The organism is Mycobacterium sp. TY815 (assembly GCF_030755135.1).
Lineage (GTDB): Bacteria > Actinomycetota > Actinomycetes > Mycobacteriales > Mycobacteriaceae > Mycobacterium.
In genome coordinates this window covers 3,253,799-3,269,287 of sequence record NZ_JAUFRX010000001.1, presented here as the reverse complement: position 1 = coordinate 3,269,287, position 15,489 = coordinate 3,253,799, and the positions used below count along the sequence as shown (strand labels likewise).

The window sequence follows — 15,489 nt, the reverse complement described above, 5'->3', positions numbered from 1 at the left end:
AGAAATGGCTCGTTATACCGGACCCGTCACGCGCAAGTCCCGCCGGCTGGGCACCGACCTCGTCGGTGGCGACCAGTCGTACGAGAAGCGGCCCTACCCGCCCGGCCAGCACGGCCGTGCCCGGGTCAAAGAGAGCGAATACCGCCAGCAGCTGCAGGAGAAGCAGAAGGCCCGCTTCACCTACGGCGTGATGGAGAAGCAGTTCCGCCGCTACTACGAAGAGGCCGTTCGTCACTCGGGCAAGACCGGTGAGGAACTGCTGCGCATCCTGGAAAGCCGGCTGGACAACGTCGTGTACCGCGCCGGTCTGGCGCGTACCCGCCGGATGGCCCGCCAGCTCGTCAGCCACGGTCACTTCTCGGTCAACGGCGTGCACGTCAACGTGCCCAGCTACCGGGTGTCGCAGTACGACATCATCGACGTACGGGACAAGTCGCTGAACACGGTGCCGTTCCAGATCGCGCGGGAGACCTCGGGCGACCGCCCGATCCCGAGCTGGCTGCAGGTGGTGGGGGAGCGGCAGCGCATCCTGATCCACCAGCTGCCTGAGCGCACCCAGATCGACGTCCCGCTCACCGAGCAGCTGATCGTCGAGTTCTACTCGAAGTAACGGACTTTCGAGCCAGCCGGCTCGGAAACCCTCAACGGCATCAAATAGCGGGTGCCGAGAAGGAGAAGAAGAAACACATGCTGATTTCTCAGCGTCCCACCCTGTCCGAGGACATCCTCACCGACAGCCGGTCCCAGTTCGTCATCGAACCGCTGGAGCCGGGATTCGGTTACACCCTTGGCAATTCGCTGCGGCGCACGCTGCTGTCGTCGATTCCCGGCGCGGCCGTCACCAGCATCCGCATCGACGGCGTCCTGCACGAGTTCACCACTGTGCCTGGCGTCAAGGAAGATGTCACCGACATCATCCTGAACCTCAAGAGCCTGGTGGTGTCCTCCGAGGAGGACGAGCCGGTCACCATGTACCTGCGTAAGCAGGGCCCGGGTGAGGTGACCGCGGGCGATATCGTGCCGCCGGCCGGTGTCACCGTGCACAACCCGTCGATGCACATCGCGACCCTGAACGACAAGGGCAAACTCGAGGTCGAGCTCGTCGTCGAGCGTGGCCGCGGCTACGTGCCGGCGGTGCAGAACCGGGCGTCGGGTGCCGAAATCGGCCGTATCCCGGTCGATTCCATCTACTCGCCGGTTCTCAAGGTGACCTACAAGGTGGACGCCACCCGTGTCGAGCAGCGCACCGACTTCGACAAGCTGATCCTGGACGTGGAGACCAAGAGCTCGATCACCCCGCGTGACGCGCTGGCCTCCGCCGGTAAGACGCTGGTCGAATTGTTCGGTCTGGCACGCGAACTCAACGTCGAGGCCGAGGGCATCGAGATCGGGCCGTCACCGGCCGAGGCGGACCACATCGCCTCGTTCGCGCTGCCCATCGACGACCTGGACCTGACCGTGCGGTCGTACAACTGCCTGAAGCGCGAGGGTGTGCACACGGTCGGCGAGCTGGTCTCGCGCACCGAGTCCGACCTGCTCGACATCCGCAACTTCGGGCAGAAGTCGATCGACGAGGTGAAGGTCAAGCTGCACCAGCTGGGTCTGTCGCTCAAGGACAGCCCGCCGAGCTTCGACCCGTCCGAAGTCGCCGGCTACGACGTCGCCACCGGCACCTGGTCCACCGAGGGCGCTTACGACGACCAGGACTACGCCGAAACCGAACAGCTCTAACAGCTCTGACAAATCTGACAAGAGTTCGTCCCGGCCCTACCTGATACGGGGGTCGGCCCCACATAGGAGACAGTCGCAATGCCCAAGCCCACCAAGGGTCCCCGCCTCGGCGGGTCGTCCTCGCACCAGAAGGCGATTCTGGCCAACCTGGCCACGTCGCTGTTCGAGCACGGCCGGATCAAGACCACCGAGCCCAAGGCGCGGGCATTGCGGCCGTACGCGGAGAAGCTGATCACCCACGCGAAGAAGGGCACGCTGCACAACCGGCGTGAGGTGCTCAAGAAGATCCGCGACAAGGACGTGGTGCACACCCTGTTCGCCGAGATCGGTCCGTTCTTCTCCGACCGCGACGGCGGCTACACCCGCATCATCAAGGTCGAGAACCGTAAGGGCGACAACGCCCCCATGGCCGTGATCGAGCTGGTGCGGGAGAAGACGGTGACCTCGGAGGCCGACCGAGCCCGCCGCGTCGGCGCGTCCAAGAAGGCGGCACCGGTGGCCGCTGCGGCCGCACCGCAGGCCGCGGTGGAGCCGGAAGAGGCCGTCGGCCCGACCGCCGAGGAGGCCACTGAGGCCGCCGAGACCGAGTCCGCCGCCGAGGCCGAGTCCGCCGCCGAGACCGAGTCGGCTGGCGAGGCCACCGAGACCGAGGCTGACGAGGCTCCCGAGAATTAGTGAGGTCGTCCGTCTGCGGCTCGATATCGCCTACGACGGAACTGATTTCGCGGGCTGGGCGACGCAAGCCGGGCAACGCACGGTCGCCGGCGTACTCGACGGGGCGCTGACGACCGTGTTCCGCGCGCCGGTACGCCTGCGCGCGGCCGGACGCACCGACGCCGGTGTCCACGCCACCGCGCAGGTCGCCCATGTCGATGTTCCCGTCGAGGCTGTGCCGCACGCATACTCGCGCTCTGACCGCGCTGGCGATCCCGAGTTCGGATCGCTGGTGCGCCGGCTCGGCAGGTTTCTCCCGGCCGACGTCCGGGTCATCGAGATCGACCGAGCACCAACGGGTTTCGACGCACGATTTTCGGCACTGCGGCGGCACTACGTGTACCGGCTGTGCACGGCACCCTACGGCGTGATGCCGCAGCAGGCGCGGTTCGTCACCGCCTGGCCGCGTGCGCTGGACCTCGATGCCATGACCAGCGCATCACGAGAACTGCTGGGCCTGCACGACTTCGCCGCCTTCTGCCGGCATCGGGAAGGCGCGACCACCATCCGCGAGCTGCAACGCCTCGACTGGACGCGCGACGGGGATCTGGTCACCGCGCAGGTGAGCGCCGACGCGTTCTGCTGGTCCATGGTGCGCTCCCTGGTCGGTGCCCTGCTGGCCGTCGGCGAGCATCGGCGAGAGCCGCGGTGGTGTGGTGAACTCCTCAGTGCGACAAGCCGGTCCAGCGATTTCGCGGCTGCTCCGCCGCAAGGTCTGACCCTGGTCGGAGTGGACTACCCGCCGGATGACCAGCTAGCTGCCCGAAACCTGATCACCCGCGATATCCGTTCGCCCCGTTAGAGTTTGCCCGCCACGAAGTTTGCGGCCTCGTTCGTCAGGCCGGGCACGTAGCCCAGGTGCGCTTTCCACAGGTTGCCGTCTGAGCAGATGGGGTCACCCTCATTGCACAGGTTGAGGATCTTGCCGCCGAACTGCGGGCTCAAAGCGGTCAACAAGCCGCCGGCCCGGCCGGACGGATTGCCGAACAGAGTGACCGCCGAGACGTGGTCGGCCGCTTCCGGCGGCAGCGGTTCGGTGAAACCGAGGCCGGGCAGCGGTGCGGCGGTGACGATGTCGATGACCGCGGCGCCCTGGGAGTATCCACCGAGCACCAGCCGCGTGTCGGGGCAGGCGTTGGCCATCTGCTGGACGTGGTCGCTGGCGTCGTTCGCGCCGTCGGTGGCGGCGAGGAAGTCTTTACTGGCCGGGTAGTTCACGCCGTAGGCGCCGATGTTGCGACCGGTCTGCTGGCGCAGTGTCCCAACCAGGGCGTTGCCCACCCTGCCGAGACCGGGTGGTTCGCCGGTGCCGCGGGCGAAGATCACCTCGACATCCGGGCAGGCCGCCTTCGCCGGCGGTGCCAGTGGAGGGGCGAGCAAGAGTGCGGCCGCCGCGAGTGCGGCGGCCGCCAACCGACCCAGGGGGGCACATCTCATGCCCCAATGTTAGGCGTTATTGACAGTGCGTCAGTGCACCTGAACGACGGGCTGCTGGACAGGGGCGCTGGGCGTGCCGGGCACCTGCGGGGCGAGCGCGGGATTCTGCGGCACTGTGCCAGGGATCTGGGGAACCAGCGGCGCTGGGAGCTGTCCGGGCATGTGCGGGACACCGTTCATGATCTTCGGCGCAGCGAAAGCGGCGCCCTGCGTCGTGTAGAAGGGCACGTACCCCTCGGTGTGCCCGCTCCACTCGTTACCGGAGCCCGCATGGCAGATCGGGTCCTGCGGATTGCAGTAGTCGACGGCTTTGGACCCCAGAAGGGTGCTCTTGGTGGGCAGCGAGCCGCCCGCCCGGTCGGCGATGTCGCCGAAGGTGACGACCGCAGCGATGTTGCCGACGTACTCGGGTGGCAGTGAACTGCCCCAGCTGATGCCGCCGATCGGAACTCCGGCCACGATGTCCATCACCGACGCGCCCTGGGAGTAGCCACCCAACACGATCTTGGTGTTCGGGCAGGCGGACACCGTCGACTTCACGTGGGAAATCACGTCGTTGGCCCCGTCGCCGCCGTGCAGCTGCAACTTGCTGGCCGCATAGTTCACGCCGTAGGTGCGGATGTTGAGGCCGCTGGTTTGTTCGCGCAGCGAGTCCACGAACGCATCGCCGACCCGTCCGAGGCCGGGTGCCTCATTGGTTCCCCGGGCGAAGACCACCTCGGCGTCGGGGCAGTCGTCTGCCCATGCGGATGGTGCGGCGGCAAGCGGACTGACCGGCAGGACAGCGGCGGACAGGGCTGCGAGGCCTACACCGGCCCGACCGGCAAGGCGAATGAAGTGCTGATACACGCCGAAATTTTACCCGCGGAGCGCCGGAGCAAAACCTCCGCAGCTGTGGATGAACGTGTAAACACCGCCGCTTGGCGGCCTACCGTAGCGGGGGAATCGGGCGAGAAGATGGGGGACAGGTGCCTCGGCAGGCGGTGAGCTGGCTGCACGTCAGCGGCTACCGCTGTCAGTTGCGGCGCCTCGAGCGCGCATTGCTGAGCCCCGGCGACGACTCACCCGCCGGACCGGCGCGGGGTTCGCTGGCGATCGGTTGTGTGCTGACCGTCATCGCCCTGGCGGGCTGCGTGTTGCTGAGCCGGCTGTGGCCGCAGCCGGGTCTGGGCGACGCGCGCATCGCGATGGGTCAGACGTCCGGGGCGCTGTATGTGAAGGTGGGCGACACCTGGCACCCGGTGCTCAATCTGGCATCGGCGCGCCTGATCGCGACGGCCGATGCCAATCCGCTGCCGGTACCCGAGGCGGTGCTGGCCCGCACTAAACGCGGTCCGCTGCTGGGCATTCCGGGTGCGCCACAATTGATCGTCCCGGCGTTGCCGGCGCAGCAGTCGTTATGGACGGTGTGTGACGCCGAGGCAGACGAGGGAACGACGGTCCTGCTGGGCGCGGATCTGCCGGTCGGCCGCGTGAATGCCGGGCAGGCGCTGCTGGTCGCCGCCGGAACGGGCGCGCCGGCTTACCTGCTGTACCACGGGCGGCGCGCGCTGGTGGACCTGGCCGATCGGGCCGCGGTGCGCGCACTGAGGTTGCAGGGCCGGGCCCCGCATCTGGTCTCCCAGACTTTGCTGAACGCGGTACCGGAGGCGCTGCCCGTCACGGTTCCCCGCATCCGTAGCGCGGGCGCGCCGGCAGGCGGCTGGCTGCCGGGATTCCGGGTCGGTGATGTGCTGCGAATCACACGGGCCGCGGGCGAGGAGTTCTACGTTGTGCTGACCGCCGGAGTACAGCGAATCAGCCCGGTCGTCGCGGACATGCTTCGGTTCACCGGCTCGGCCGACGTCACCACCGTCGCACCCGGCCTGCTGCGTGCGGCTCCCAACGTCGACTCATTGCCGGTCTCGGCGATCCCCGACCAGGTCCCGGCGGATCCCGGTGGTGCCACGTGGTGCGCGGTGTGGGAGCCCACCCCGTCAGGTCCGCCGGCCATCGAATTCCTGGCCACCCAGCGTGCGCCGGCCGCGGCGCCGGTGGCTCTGGCGCAAGCCGACGGGCGCGGGCCGTCGGTGGACAGGTTCTCCATCGCCGCGGGCCACAGCGCCTACGTCGCAACTCAAAGCCAGGTCGGCAACCGAACCCGGGTCGACACGCGCTACCTGGTGACCGACACCGGCGTGCGCTTCGCGATCCACGACGACGAAGCGGCTCGCCTCCTCGGACTGCCGGCTCGGCCGGTGCCGGCGCCGTGGCCAGTGCTCGCCGCGTTGCCGTGCGGGCCGGAGTTGAGCCGGGAGCAGGCGTCAGTCGTCCGCGACACTGTCGCGACGGGGCCGTGACCGGCGACGTGTCCCCAGCGCGGCAACAAGCAGAACCAGGCAGATCGCGGCCCCGGTCAGCGTGCGGGACCGGTTGTCCGGGCCCGGGTTCGCGGCAGGTAACGACATGGCCAGTGGTTTGGGGCCGGCAGCGTCCGCCGCAGGGATGTCGGTGGTGACCGCCGCCAGCGGGTCGACGGTGCCGTTGCCCACCCAAGGGTCCCATCCGGCCGGCGGATGGTGCGCGGTCGCCTCGATGCGCTGCATCACCTGGCGGGCGGTCCACTCCGGGAATCGCGCCCGGACCAGGGCGGCCAGTCCGCTGACGACCGGAGTTGCGTAGCTGGTGCCGGAGATCGGCTTGTCGTTGACCCGGTTGGCCAGTCCGTCACCGTCCGGGTCGAGCGATGTCACGCCCTCACCGGTCGCCGCGACATCCACCCATGGCCCGGGGAGCGTGAAGGATGACGGATTGCCTTGGGAATCAACCGAACCGACAGTCAGGACGTAATCGTCGTACCAGGCGGGGCTGACCACCACCGCGACAGTGTCCCGGGTGACGCCGGCCGGTTGGGGCGGACACTGCGTCACACCGCCGGTGTTTCCGGCCGCCGCCACCACGACGGCGTTCTTGACATCCACCGCGTAGGCAAGTGCGGCGCCCAGCGCGCGATCATCCGGTGCCCGGTCTACCGGGGCGCAGGCGACCGACGAGATGTTGATGACCGTGGCGCCGAGGTCGGCGGCGGTGCGCACCGCGCGGGCCAGGGTTACCACGTCGCCGACACCCTCGCCGGACCGGCCGGCGGTCGGCGCGAATTTGGCGCTGGACTGGCGGATGCTGATCACCGTGACGTCGGGTGCGATCCCGGTGAAGGCGGGATCGGTTGTGGCGGCGACTATTCCGGCCACCAGTGTGCCGTGGGCGTCGCAGTCCTGGGTGCCGTCGCCGGTGGCTACGTAATCACCACCGGCGATGACATCCTTCAGTCGTGGATGCCGGTGCACGCCGGTGTCGATGACCGCGACCCGCTGCCCGGCGCCGCGGGTGAATTGCCAGATCTGCGGCAGGTCGAACCCCGCGAATTGTGTCGCAGCGTCGGCACTGTCGGGTTCCGCACCGGCCACCGCGCACGTCTCCCGTTGGACGGTGGGGTGCGGGGGTGACGGTGATGCCGGCGCCGGCAACCACTTCTCGTCGACCGCAGGCGGCGCGACCGCATGCGCCTGCGGTGCTGCGCAGTGGGACACCAGCAGCGCGGCGAGCAACGGGCGCACCAGCCGGACGGTGCTCACGTGCGGAGCAGATTCAATCCGCGGACGGCGTCGAACGCGCCGCTTGTCCAGCACGCTACCGGGGCGACCAGGGTGAGCGCGATGCATCCCAGTGCCTGGACACCGCGGCGGGTGACTGGCGACACGGTGACGGCAGGAGCGACGAAACCCAGGTATATCGCGGTGGCGGCGGCCACTGCTGCCAGCCCGGCCACCCACGGTGCCTGCGCCGGTGGGCCGAGGGCGGCCATCGCCAATGTGGTTGCCAACGTGGTGATTCCAGCCGCCGCGAACACGAGACCTCGGCGCCTGTCGATCCGGGCGTGCACGACGAGCACGCCCCCGGTGACTGCGGCCAGCACGACGGCGCGGGGCGCGGCCAGCGCGGCGATCACTGCTCCGAGGGCGGCGGCGACCGCTAAGCCGGCCCGGAGGATGGTCAGCACACTGTCGGCGCGCTGAGCGTGTGCGGCCAGTCCGCTTTCGGGCAGTGGATCGTCCTGGTCGGCGCCGGGTGCCAGGCCGGCCAACCGGATCGACGCGCGCGGCGCGACCTCAATCAGTCCGAGGCAGGCGAGCGCTGCCGCTGACCCGACGATGTGCGGTGGGGCCGCGGTGAGGGTGCTCGCCAGGGCGGCGGCTACCGCGACAGTCGCCGCGCAGCAAACGACTGCGCCCAGTACGACCGGGCTACAACGGGTTACGCGCAGTGCGAGAGCCGCCGTGGCGCCGGCAGCCATGGCAGCGAGGAGCGCATTCGGGGCTCCGGGAGCGCCCGGCACCGCGAGCAGACCGGCGATCGCCGCCGCTGCGGTGGCGATGAGGCTGAGCGTGAGGCCGGCGATCGGGTTGCGGCGAATAGGCGGGATGACACCGGTCATTACCACGATCGCGAGGGCGGTGGCGGCGGCCGTCGCGGCGGCGGTGTCGCTGTGCCGAGCGGCGCCGGACGCGGCGCGCAGCAGTGCCAGCGCGGCCGTGGCCGCGAAGCAGACCGCGGCCAGTGCGGCGGTCATCGGTTGCCAGGACTGTGTCGGGCTGCCCAGGGCCGCGGACACCGCGTCGGCCGCATCGTCGTAGCGTATGGCGGGCGGCGCGGGAGCCTGCCGGCTCAACACAAGTGCGGTCCCGTCACGAATTCCGATCTGCCGCAACGTCGTCGAGTTCGGCAGCGGCGCGGCGCCGAGCCGCGCCAGGTGGTAGCGCGTCCCCGGGGTCGCACCACCCAGCGCGTCGACGATCGCCGGGATCAACTCCGCGACGGGCACGGTTGCCGGCAACGTCAGGTCGACGGAGGCGCTGTCGGCGTGGACTGCGACGCGGCGCAGATCCGGATCGAATTCAGACACCCCCGGCACGTTAAGCGGTTCCCGGCTGAGCCGTGTCCCGTTGTCCACAGCTGAATTGTGGCGAATCTGGTTGCCGCTTAACGTCGTCCAACTATGACCGCCGCCATTGACGTCAAGGCCCCGCCCGAGGTGCCGTCATCAGACATCTCGGGCCTGCCGTTGCTGCCGGTCGCGATGGCCGTCGTGGCTGTGGGCGCCACGGCGGCAGTCTTCTTCATCGGTTCTCCCGTGGCGCACCACCCCGCTGTGCTGACTGCTCCGGCAATGATGGTGGCGTCGCTGGCGCTGACGATCGGACGGGGCCGGCGGCGGGGCGCGGCGATCAGCGGCGACCGGCGTGAGTATCTCGAGTACCTGCGCGGACTGCGGGCGGAAGTTGCCGAAGTCGTTCGGGCGCAACATGCTTCGCTGACGTCGGAGCATCCTGAGCCGGGCAGCCTGTGGACCCTGATCGGCGATCCGCGCATGTGGACCAGACAATCCGCGGATCCGAAATCCTGGTGTGTCAGGGTAGGTGTGGGAAGTGCCCCGCTGTGCCCGTCGCTGCAGGTTGCTCCGATGCCGCGACGGTGTGATCCGCTCACGGTTGCCGCCCTGAATCGTTTCGTGCGAACACATTCGACGCTGCGGAATGCGCCGGTCGTGATGTCACTGCACAAAGGCGAACCGGTGACAGTCGACGGTGACGTGAGCCAGGTGCGCGGACTGCTGCGCGCGATGGTCTGTCAGTTGGCGATAGCGCACCCGCCCGGACAGTTGCTGATCGTCGGCGCGGTGGCGGACCTCGCCGAGTGGGACTGGCTGAAGTGGCTCCCGCACAACCGGCATCCGGACGCGACGGATCTGACCGGGCCGGCGCGACTGGTGTACCCGACACTGACCGCGGCACGCGAGGCGCTGGCCGTTATCGCGTCACCGCACGCAGTGATCATCGCCGACACGTCCGGGAGCGATGCCGTGGCGATCGCCAATGCCACCGTGATCCGGGCCGGCGGTAACGGGGCGGTCGTGGTGATCCGCCGGCCCGGCGGGCAGGACGTCCTCGACGAACCCGACTACCTCGACCGGCAGGACGCAGTCGTATGCGCGCGCCGGATCGCGTCGTACGCCGGTTCCGCAGCGGAGCCGCCGGACGCGGACGCCTGGCCCGGCGCCGACGCGGTCACCCGAAGCCAGTGCCCACGGGACCGGCTCTGTGTCCCGATCGGCGCCACACCCGACGGCCGCCACGTGCGCCTGGACATCAAAGAGTCGGCGCTGCACGGTATCGGGCCGCACGGGCTGTGCGTGGGGGCCACCGGGTCGGGCAAGTCGGAGCTGCTGCGCACCGTCGCCGTGGGCATGATGGCGCGGAACTCGCCGGAGGTGCTCAACCTGCTGCTGATCGACTTCAAAGGTGGCGCAACGTTTCTCGACCTCGCCGGGGCGCCGCACGTGGCCGCGGTCGTCACCAACCTCGCGGACGAGGCGCCACTGGTCGCACGGATGCGGGAGGCGCTGGCCGGTGAGATGAACCGCAGGCAACAATTCCTGCGCACGGCAGGCCACGTCAGCGCGGCGGAGTACCAGCGTGCTCGTGGACCCGGATCACTTCCTCTGCCGACGCTGTTCATCATCGTTGACGAGTTTGCCGAACTGCTCAGTCAGCATCCCGACTTCGCGGACACCTTCGTTGCGATCGGGCGGCTGGGAAGGTCCCTGGGCGTGCATCTGTTGTTGGCCAGCCAGCGGCTTGACGAGGGGCGCTTGCGTGGACTGGAAGCCCACCTGTCCTACCGGGTCTGCCTGAAGACACTGTCCGCCGTCGAGTCGCGTGCCGTGCTGGGCACCGCGGATGCGTACGAACTGCCGAGCGCGCCGGGGGCTGGGCTGCTGCGGACCCCCGCCGGGGATCTGATCCGGTTTCAGGCCGCGTCCGTATCGGGGCCGGCACCGGGTGCCGGCAGTTCGGCAGCGCCGGAGGTACGCCCGTTCACCGCAGAACCTGTTGGGGCCGTGCGCCGTCCGGATCCGCGTCGGAGTCCGTCCATCCTGCAGACGATCCTGGCCGGCCTGGAACACCAGGGACCGCCCGCCCATCAAGTCTGGTTACCGCCGCTGGACGCGGCGCCCTCCCTTGAGGCGCTTCTGGCGAGTCGAGCACCGACGCCTCTGGTTGTTCCGATCGGCGTCGTCGACCGGCCCTACGAGCAGTGCCGCCCGCCTCTGACGGTCGATCTGTCCGGGGCAGCCGGAAACGTCGCGGTGGTCGGAGCGCCGCGGTCAGGCAAGTCCACGGCGCTTTGCACACTCATCACCGCCCTGACCGCCACCCACGGACCCGGGCAGGTGCAGTTCTACTGCCTCGACTTCGGCGGGGGAGCATTGTTCGCCCTGCTTGACATGCCGCACGTCGGCGCTGTCGCCGACCGGGCTCAACCCGAACTGGTCCGGCGCACGGTTGCCGAGATGGAGTCGGCTGTACACATGCGCGAGGCCTGCCTGCGCGCAGGCGAGACGATCGATTCCTTCCCGGATGTGTTCCTCGTGGTCGACGGCTGGGCCGGCCTGCGTCTGGATTTCGACGGCGTGGCGGACTCGATCACTGTGCTTGCCGCCCAGGGTCTTTCGTACAAAGTGCACGTCATGGTGGCCGCGACGCGCTGGGCGGAGCTGCGGCCGGCGTTCAAGGATCAACTCGGCACCCGCATCGAGTTGCGGCTCGGTGATCCTGCCGATTCCGAATTCGACCGGCGGCAGTCCCGGCAGGTGCCGACCGACCGTCCCGGTCGTGGTCTGTGCGTCGACGGACTGCACATGATGATCGCGCTGCCCGCGTGGGAGGGGCCCGGCCGGCGAAGTGACGGGCCCGCAGCGCCCCCCATACCGCTACTGCCGAGTCGAGTGGAGTACGACGCGGTCGTCGGCGAGCGCGAGGCCGGGATCGTGCTGGGGCTCGAAGAGCGGCAACTGCGCATGGCCACAGTTGATTTCACGCAGCAGCCGCATCTGCTGATGCTGGGAGACAACGGGTGCGGCAAGACCGCGGCGCTGCGGACCCTGTGCCGCGAGATAGTCCGCACCCGGTCGGCGGCGCAGGCGCGGCTGTTCGTGGTCGACTTCCGGCGAACCCTGCTCGGTGTCGTGCCGTCCGAACATCTCGGCGGCTACGCCGGGTCGCCCGGCGCGTTGGGCGTCCTGATGCCGGGTCTGGTCGGCCTGCTGCACGCGCGGATGCCCGGCGCGGATGTCAGCCAGGCGCAGCTGCGCGACCGGTCCTGGTGGACCGGGCCGGAGATCTACCTGATGGTCGACGACTACGACCTGGTGACGGCGTCGGCCGGGAACCCGTTGCTCGCGTTGCTCGAGTATCTGCCGTACGCCGCCGATCTCGGGTTGCACATGATCGTCGCGCGGCGAAGTGGAGGTGCCGCGCGAGCCCTGTTCGAGCCGTTGCTCGCGAGCCTGCGGGAGCTTGGCTGCATGGGAATGATGATGAGCGGCCGGGCGGAGGAGGGCGCACTACTTGGATCGAAGCCACCCGTACTACTGCCGCCCGGGCGCGGCACCCTGATCACCCGCCCCGGTGTCGAGCAGCTGGTACAGGTGGCGTGGAGCCCGCCCGAATGACCGCGCATCGCGCCGTCGTCGCGGTGGGACCGGCATCTGTCAGCCGATTGTGCTGTGCGACAACGGGAGACGACGAGACCGGGGTGGCAGCGGTGGATGCGATCGACGACCGGGTGGCGTTGGTCGACGAGCGCCCGGTCGCCGTTGATGCGCTGTGGTGTGCGGTGCTGCGCTCGTTGGCGGAGGGGCATCGCGGCGTACTGGTGGTGCATCCTGCGTGGTGGTCGGCGCCCCGGGTTGCCGTCCTCACCGCGGCGGCGCGGACGGTCGCCGGGGCTGAGGCTGCGGTGCGGGCACGGACTTGGCTGTTGCCGCAGCCGGATTCGACCATCCTGGTGGAAATCGCCGAGCGGCTGGTGGCCATTTCGGGGGACGACCTCGTCGCCGTACCCCGCCTCACCGACGATGAGGCCGTCGCCACCGAGGTTGCCGGCGTGGTCGCCACCATGACGAACCGCGGCGTGACGATCGACGCCCCGAAAGTGTCAGGAGCGCCGCGGTTGGCTCGGTTGATTGCCGATGCGCTCCCAGCCGGGCGCAAGGCCACCATCGTCGATGATGACGCGGTGACACAGCTGGCCCGCGCGGCGGCGCCGATCCCCGACTGCGAACCGGTCAAAGAGGTGCGGTCCAGCGGCCGGATTCTTGCGCGGCTGGCGGCGGCAGGTGTCGCGGTGACCGCGGCGGGCCTGGCGCTGCCGGCGGTGAACTCGAAGCCCGTGATCCGGGCGGCGCCGACAACTCTTCTGATCGAGGGCGGCGTGGCGTTGGCGATCCCGGCCGACTGGAACGCCGAGCGGATCGTCGCCGGGCCGGGGTCGGCCCGCGTCCAGATCACCTCGCCCGCTGATCCCGAGGCGGCCCTGCACCTCACCCAGACGCCGACGCCCGGCGAGACGCTGGCCGACGCCGCCGCACAACTGCGCCGGGCGATCGACGCCGAACCGGCCGGCGTGTTCGTCGACTTCAACCCGACCGGGGCCAGCGCCGGCCGGCCCGCAGTGACCTACCGCGAAGTTCGTGCGGCCCATGACGTGCGCTGGACGGTGCTGCTCGACAGATCGCTGCGCATCAGCATCGGATGCCAGAGCCGGCCCGCCGGCCAGGACGCCGTCCGGGACGCCTGCGAGCGGGCGGTGCAGACCGCTCATGCGGTGGGCTGAACCGCGAAATCGATGGAACCAAAGCCGGCCCCCGAAGGTCGAACGTAATGAGGGACAGGAGACAGATGAATCCACACGCAGGCACCAACACCCTGAGCGCCGATTTCGCCCTGATGAGATCGGTCGCGGCCACCATCGACGCCCGCAACCAGGAGATCCGGGCGATGCTGCACGCCTTCATCGGCCGAATGAGCGCTGTGCCCCCGTCGGTGTGGGGAGGGGTTGCGGCGGCGCGCTTCAAAGACGTCGTGGATCGATGGAACGGCGAGTCGACGCGGCTTCATCATGTCCTGCACGACATCGCCGAAACGATCCGCGGCAACGAGGCCATACTCCGCGATGCCGGCCAGAGTCACGCGGACAACATCGCCGCCGTCGGCGGAAACCTCTGAACGGAAGGCGGGCCATGGATCAGGCGCTGTCGTACAACTTCGATGTCCTTGAACACTCCGTTCGCCAGGAGATTCACGCCACAGCCGCGCGCCTCAACGCGGCGCTTGACGAGCTACGGTCCCAGATCGCGCCGCTGCAGCAGCTCTGGACCCGCCAGGCGGCGGCTGCCTACCAGGTCGAACAGCTCAAATGGCACCGGGCGGCCACCGCGCTCAACGACATTCTGATCGAGTTGGGACACGCAGTCCGCGACGGCGCTGACGAGGTGGCCGGCGCCGATCGCCGGGCAGCGGGCGGTTGGTCGCGGTAGTCGTTTTGACCTGCGGGGATGCGCGTCGGTAAGCTGCTCCGTTGGCGTGCGGGTGCCTTCGGGTACACAGGGTCCTCGGGTCAATGTCGGTCGCCGAGACCAGCCCCTCCCGCAAAACGCCTGACCGGCCCCCGGTTCGCACCGGGATCCACCCGAGAAAGATGGAGTAAGCGCTGTGCCTACATACGCGCCCAAGGCAGGTGACACCACGAGGTCGTGGTACGTCATCGACGCCACGGACGTTGTGCTTGGCCGCCTTGCCGTAGCAGCGGCGACGCTGCTGCGTGGCAAGCACAAGCCGACGTTCGCGCCCAACGTCGATGGTGGTGACTTCGTCATCGTCATCAACGCCGAAAAGGTCGCCATCAGCGGCGACAAACTGCAGAGCAAGATGGCCTACAACCACTCGGGGTATCCCGGCGGTCTGCGTCAGCGGAGCATCGGTGAGCTGCTGCAAAAGCACCCCGACCGCGTGGTGGAGAAGGCGATCGTCGGCATGTTGCCCAAGAACAAGCTGAGCCGGCAGATCCAGAAGAAGCTTCGCGTCTACGCGGGCCCGGAGCACCCCCACACCGCTCAGCAGCCGGTTCCGTTCGAGATCAAGCAGGTGGCCCAGTGACCGAGACCAGTCTGGAAACCACCGAGGTGGCCGAAGCCGTGGTCGAGAGCGAGTCGTTCGTATTCGAGCGCCCCATCCAGACCGTCGGCCGCCGCAAGGAGGCCGTGGTGCGGGTGCGCCTGGTGCCCGGCACCGGCAAGTTCGACCTCAACGGACGCAGCCTCGAGGACTACTTCCCGAACAAGGTGCACCAGCAGCTCATTAAGGCGCCGCTGGTCACCGTCGAGCGGCTGGACAGCTACGACATCTACGCCCTCCTGCATGGCGGCGGCCCGTCCGGCCAGGCCGGCGCGCTGCGCCTGGGCATCGCCCGGGCCCTGATCGTGGCCAACCCCGAGGACCGGCCGGCGTTGAAGAAAGTCGGCTTCCTCACCCGTGACCCGCGTGCCACGGAACGGAAGAAGTACGGCCTGAAGAAGGCCCGCAAGGCGCCTCAGTACAGCAAGCGCTGATCAGATACCACTTTTTGGCTGCGAGCGTGTGTCAGTCGGCGTGTCGAACGCCTCTGCGGCGCGCTCGCAGCCAAAAGTGGGTATGAGCACAATCGCTAACTTGTGAGAGGTTTGTCCGC

General features: G+C 69.0%; 15 protein-coding genes. 11 read left to right on the top strand and 4 right to left on the bottom strand.

Annotation, left to right across the window (positions count from 1 at the left end):
• Positions 1 to 4: 4 nt before the first annotated feature.
• From rpsD to truA, 4 genes are all read left to right on the top strand, one after another.
• Positions 5 to 610 (top strand): 30S ribosomal protein S4, encoded by a 606-nt coding sequence (rpsD, locus tag QXK92_RS13970; RefSeq protein WP_306242189.1) that lies wholly within the window; start codon positions 5 to 7, stop codon positions 608 to 610.
• Between the two features lie 77 nt (positions 611 to 687).
• A complete protein-coding gene (locus QXK92_RS13965) occupies positions 688 to 1,731 on the top strand; it encodes a DNA-directed RNA polymerase subunit alpha (protein WP_055579866.1) in 1,044 nt (347 codons plus the stop codon).
• Between the two features lie 78 nt (positions 1,732 to 1,809).
• Complete coding sequence (gene rplQ, locus QXK92_RS13960) at positions 1,810 to 2,406, top strand: 50S ribosomal protein L17 (RefSeq protein WP_306242188.1); 597 nt, start codon at positions 1,810 to 1,812, stop codon at positions 2,404 to 2,406.
• The gene (gene truA / locus QXK92_RS13955) at positions 2,360 to 3,247 is read left to right on the top strand and encodes a tRNA pseudouridine(38-40) synthase TruA (protein WP_306244424.1); all 888 of its coding nucleotides are present in this window, start codon (positions 2,360 to 2,362) and stop codon (positions 3,245 to 3,247) included. Before rplQ ends, truA begins: the two co-directional genes overlap by 47 nt.
• Here truA and QXK92_RS13950 read toward each other — a convergent pair.
• On the bottom strand, positions 3,244 to 3,882 hold the full coding sequence (locus tag QXK92_RS13950) for a cutinase family protein (protein WP_306242187.1): 639 nt from the start codon (positions 3,880 to 3,882) through the stop codon (positions 3,244 to 3,246). The genes truA and QXK92_RS13950 overlap by 4 nt on opposite strands.
• A gap of 30 nt (positions 3,883 to 3,912) precedes the next feature.
• Complete coding sequence (locus QXK92_RS13945) at positions 3,913 to 4,731, bottom strand: cutinase family protein (RefSeq protein ID WP_371934168.1); 819 nt, start codon at positions 4,729 to 4,731, stop codon at positions 3,913 to 3,915.
• Between the two features lie 119 nt (positions 4,732 to 4,850).
• On the opposite strand from QXK92_RS13945, the gene eccB reads away from it, so the two are divergent.
• Positions 4,851 to 6,221, top strand: a complete 1,371-nt coding sequence (gene eccB, locus QXK92_RS13940; protein WP_306242186.1) for a type VII secretion protein EccB — start codon at positions 4,851 to 4,853, stop codon at positions 6,219 to 6,221.
• On the opposite strand, the gene mycP is transcribed toward eccB, so the two are convergent.
• Positions 6,186 to 7,496, bottom strand: coding sequence for a type VII secretion-associated serine protease mycosin (gene mycP, locus QXK92_RS13935; RefSeq protein ID WP_306242185.1), 1,311 nt, complete (start codon positions 7,494 to 7,496; stop codon positions 6,186 to 6,188). The two genes, eccB and mycP, sit on opposite strands and share 36 nt — an antisense overlap.
• On the bottom strand, positions 7,493 to 8,824 hold the full coding sequence (eccD, locus tag QXK92_RS13930; RefSeq protein WP_306242184.1) for a type VII secretion integral membrane protein EccD: 1,332 nt from the start codon (positions 8,822 to 8,824) through the stop codon (positions 7,493 to 7,495). The genes mycP and eccD overlap by 4 nt, the downstream gene beginning before the upstream one ends.
• A gap of 93 nt (positions 8,825 to 8,917) precedes the next feature.
• On the opposite strand from eccD, the gene eccCb reads away from it, so the two are divergent.
• The 6 genes from eccCb to rpsI all read left to right on the top strand — a co-directional run bounded on the left by eccCb (position 8,918) and on the right by rpsI (position 15,370).
• Positions 8,918 to 12,433, top strand: a complete 3,516-nt coding sequence (gene eccCb / locus QXK92_RS13925) for a type VII secretion protein EccCb (protein WP_306242183.1) — start codon at positions 8,918 to 8,920, stop codon at positions 12,431 to 12,433.
• A complete protein-coding gene (locus tag QXK92_RS13920; protein ID WP_306242182.1) occupies positions 12,430 to 13,596 on the top strand; it encodes a type VII secretion-associated protein in 1,167 nt (388 codons plus the stop codon). The genes eccCb and QXK92_RS13920 overlap by 4 nt, the downstream gene beginning before the upstream one ends.
• A gap of 65 nt (positions 13,597 to 13,661) precedes the next feature.
• Positions 13,662 to 13,988, top strand: coding sequence for a WXG100 family type VII secretion target (locus tag QXK92_RS13915; protein ID WP_306242181.1), 327 nt, complete (start codon positions 13,662 to 13,664; stop codon positions 13,986 to 13,988).
• A gap of 14 nt (positions 13,989 to 14,002) precedes the next feature.
• A complete protein-coding gene (locus tag QXK92_RS13910) occupies positions 14,003 to 14,299 on the top strand; it encodes a WXG100 family type VII secretion target (protein WP_306242180.1) in 297 nt (98 codons plus the stop codon).
• A 175-nt stretch (positions 14,300 to 14,474) separates the two neighbouring features.
• On the top strand, positions 14,475 to 14,918 hold the full coding sequence (gene rplM, locus QXK92_RS13905; protein ID WP_055579855.1) for a 50S ribosomal protein L13: 444 nt from the start codon (positions 14,475 to 14,477) through the stop codon (positions 14,916 to 14,918).
• Positions 14,915 to 15,370 (top strand): 30S ribosomal protein S9, encoded by a 456-nt coding sequence (gene rpsI, locus QXK92_RS13900; RefSeq protein ID WP_306242179.1) that lies wholly within the window; start codon positions 14,915 to 14,917, stop codon positions 15,368 to 15,370. Before rplM ends, rpsI begins: the two co-directional genes overlap by 4 nt.
• Positions 15,371 to 15,489: the final 119 nt, after the last annotated feature.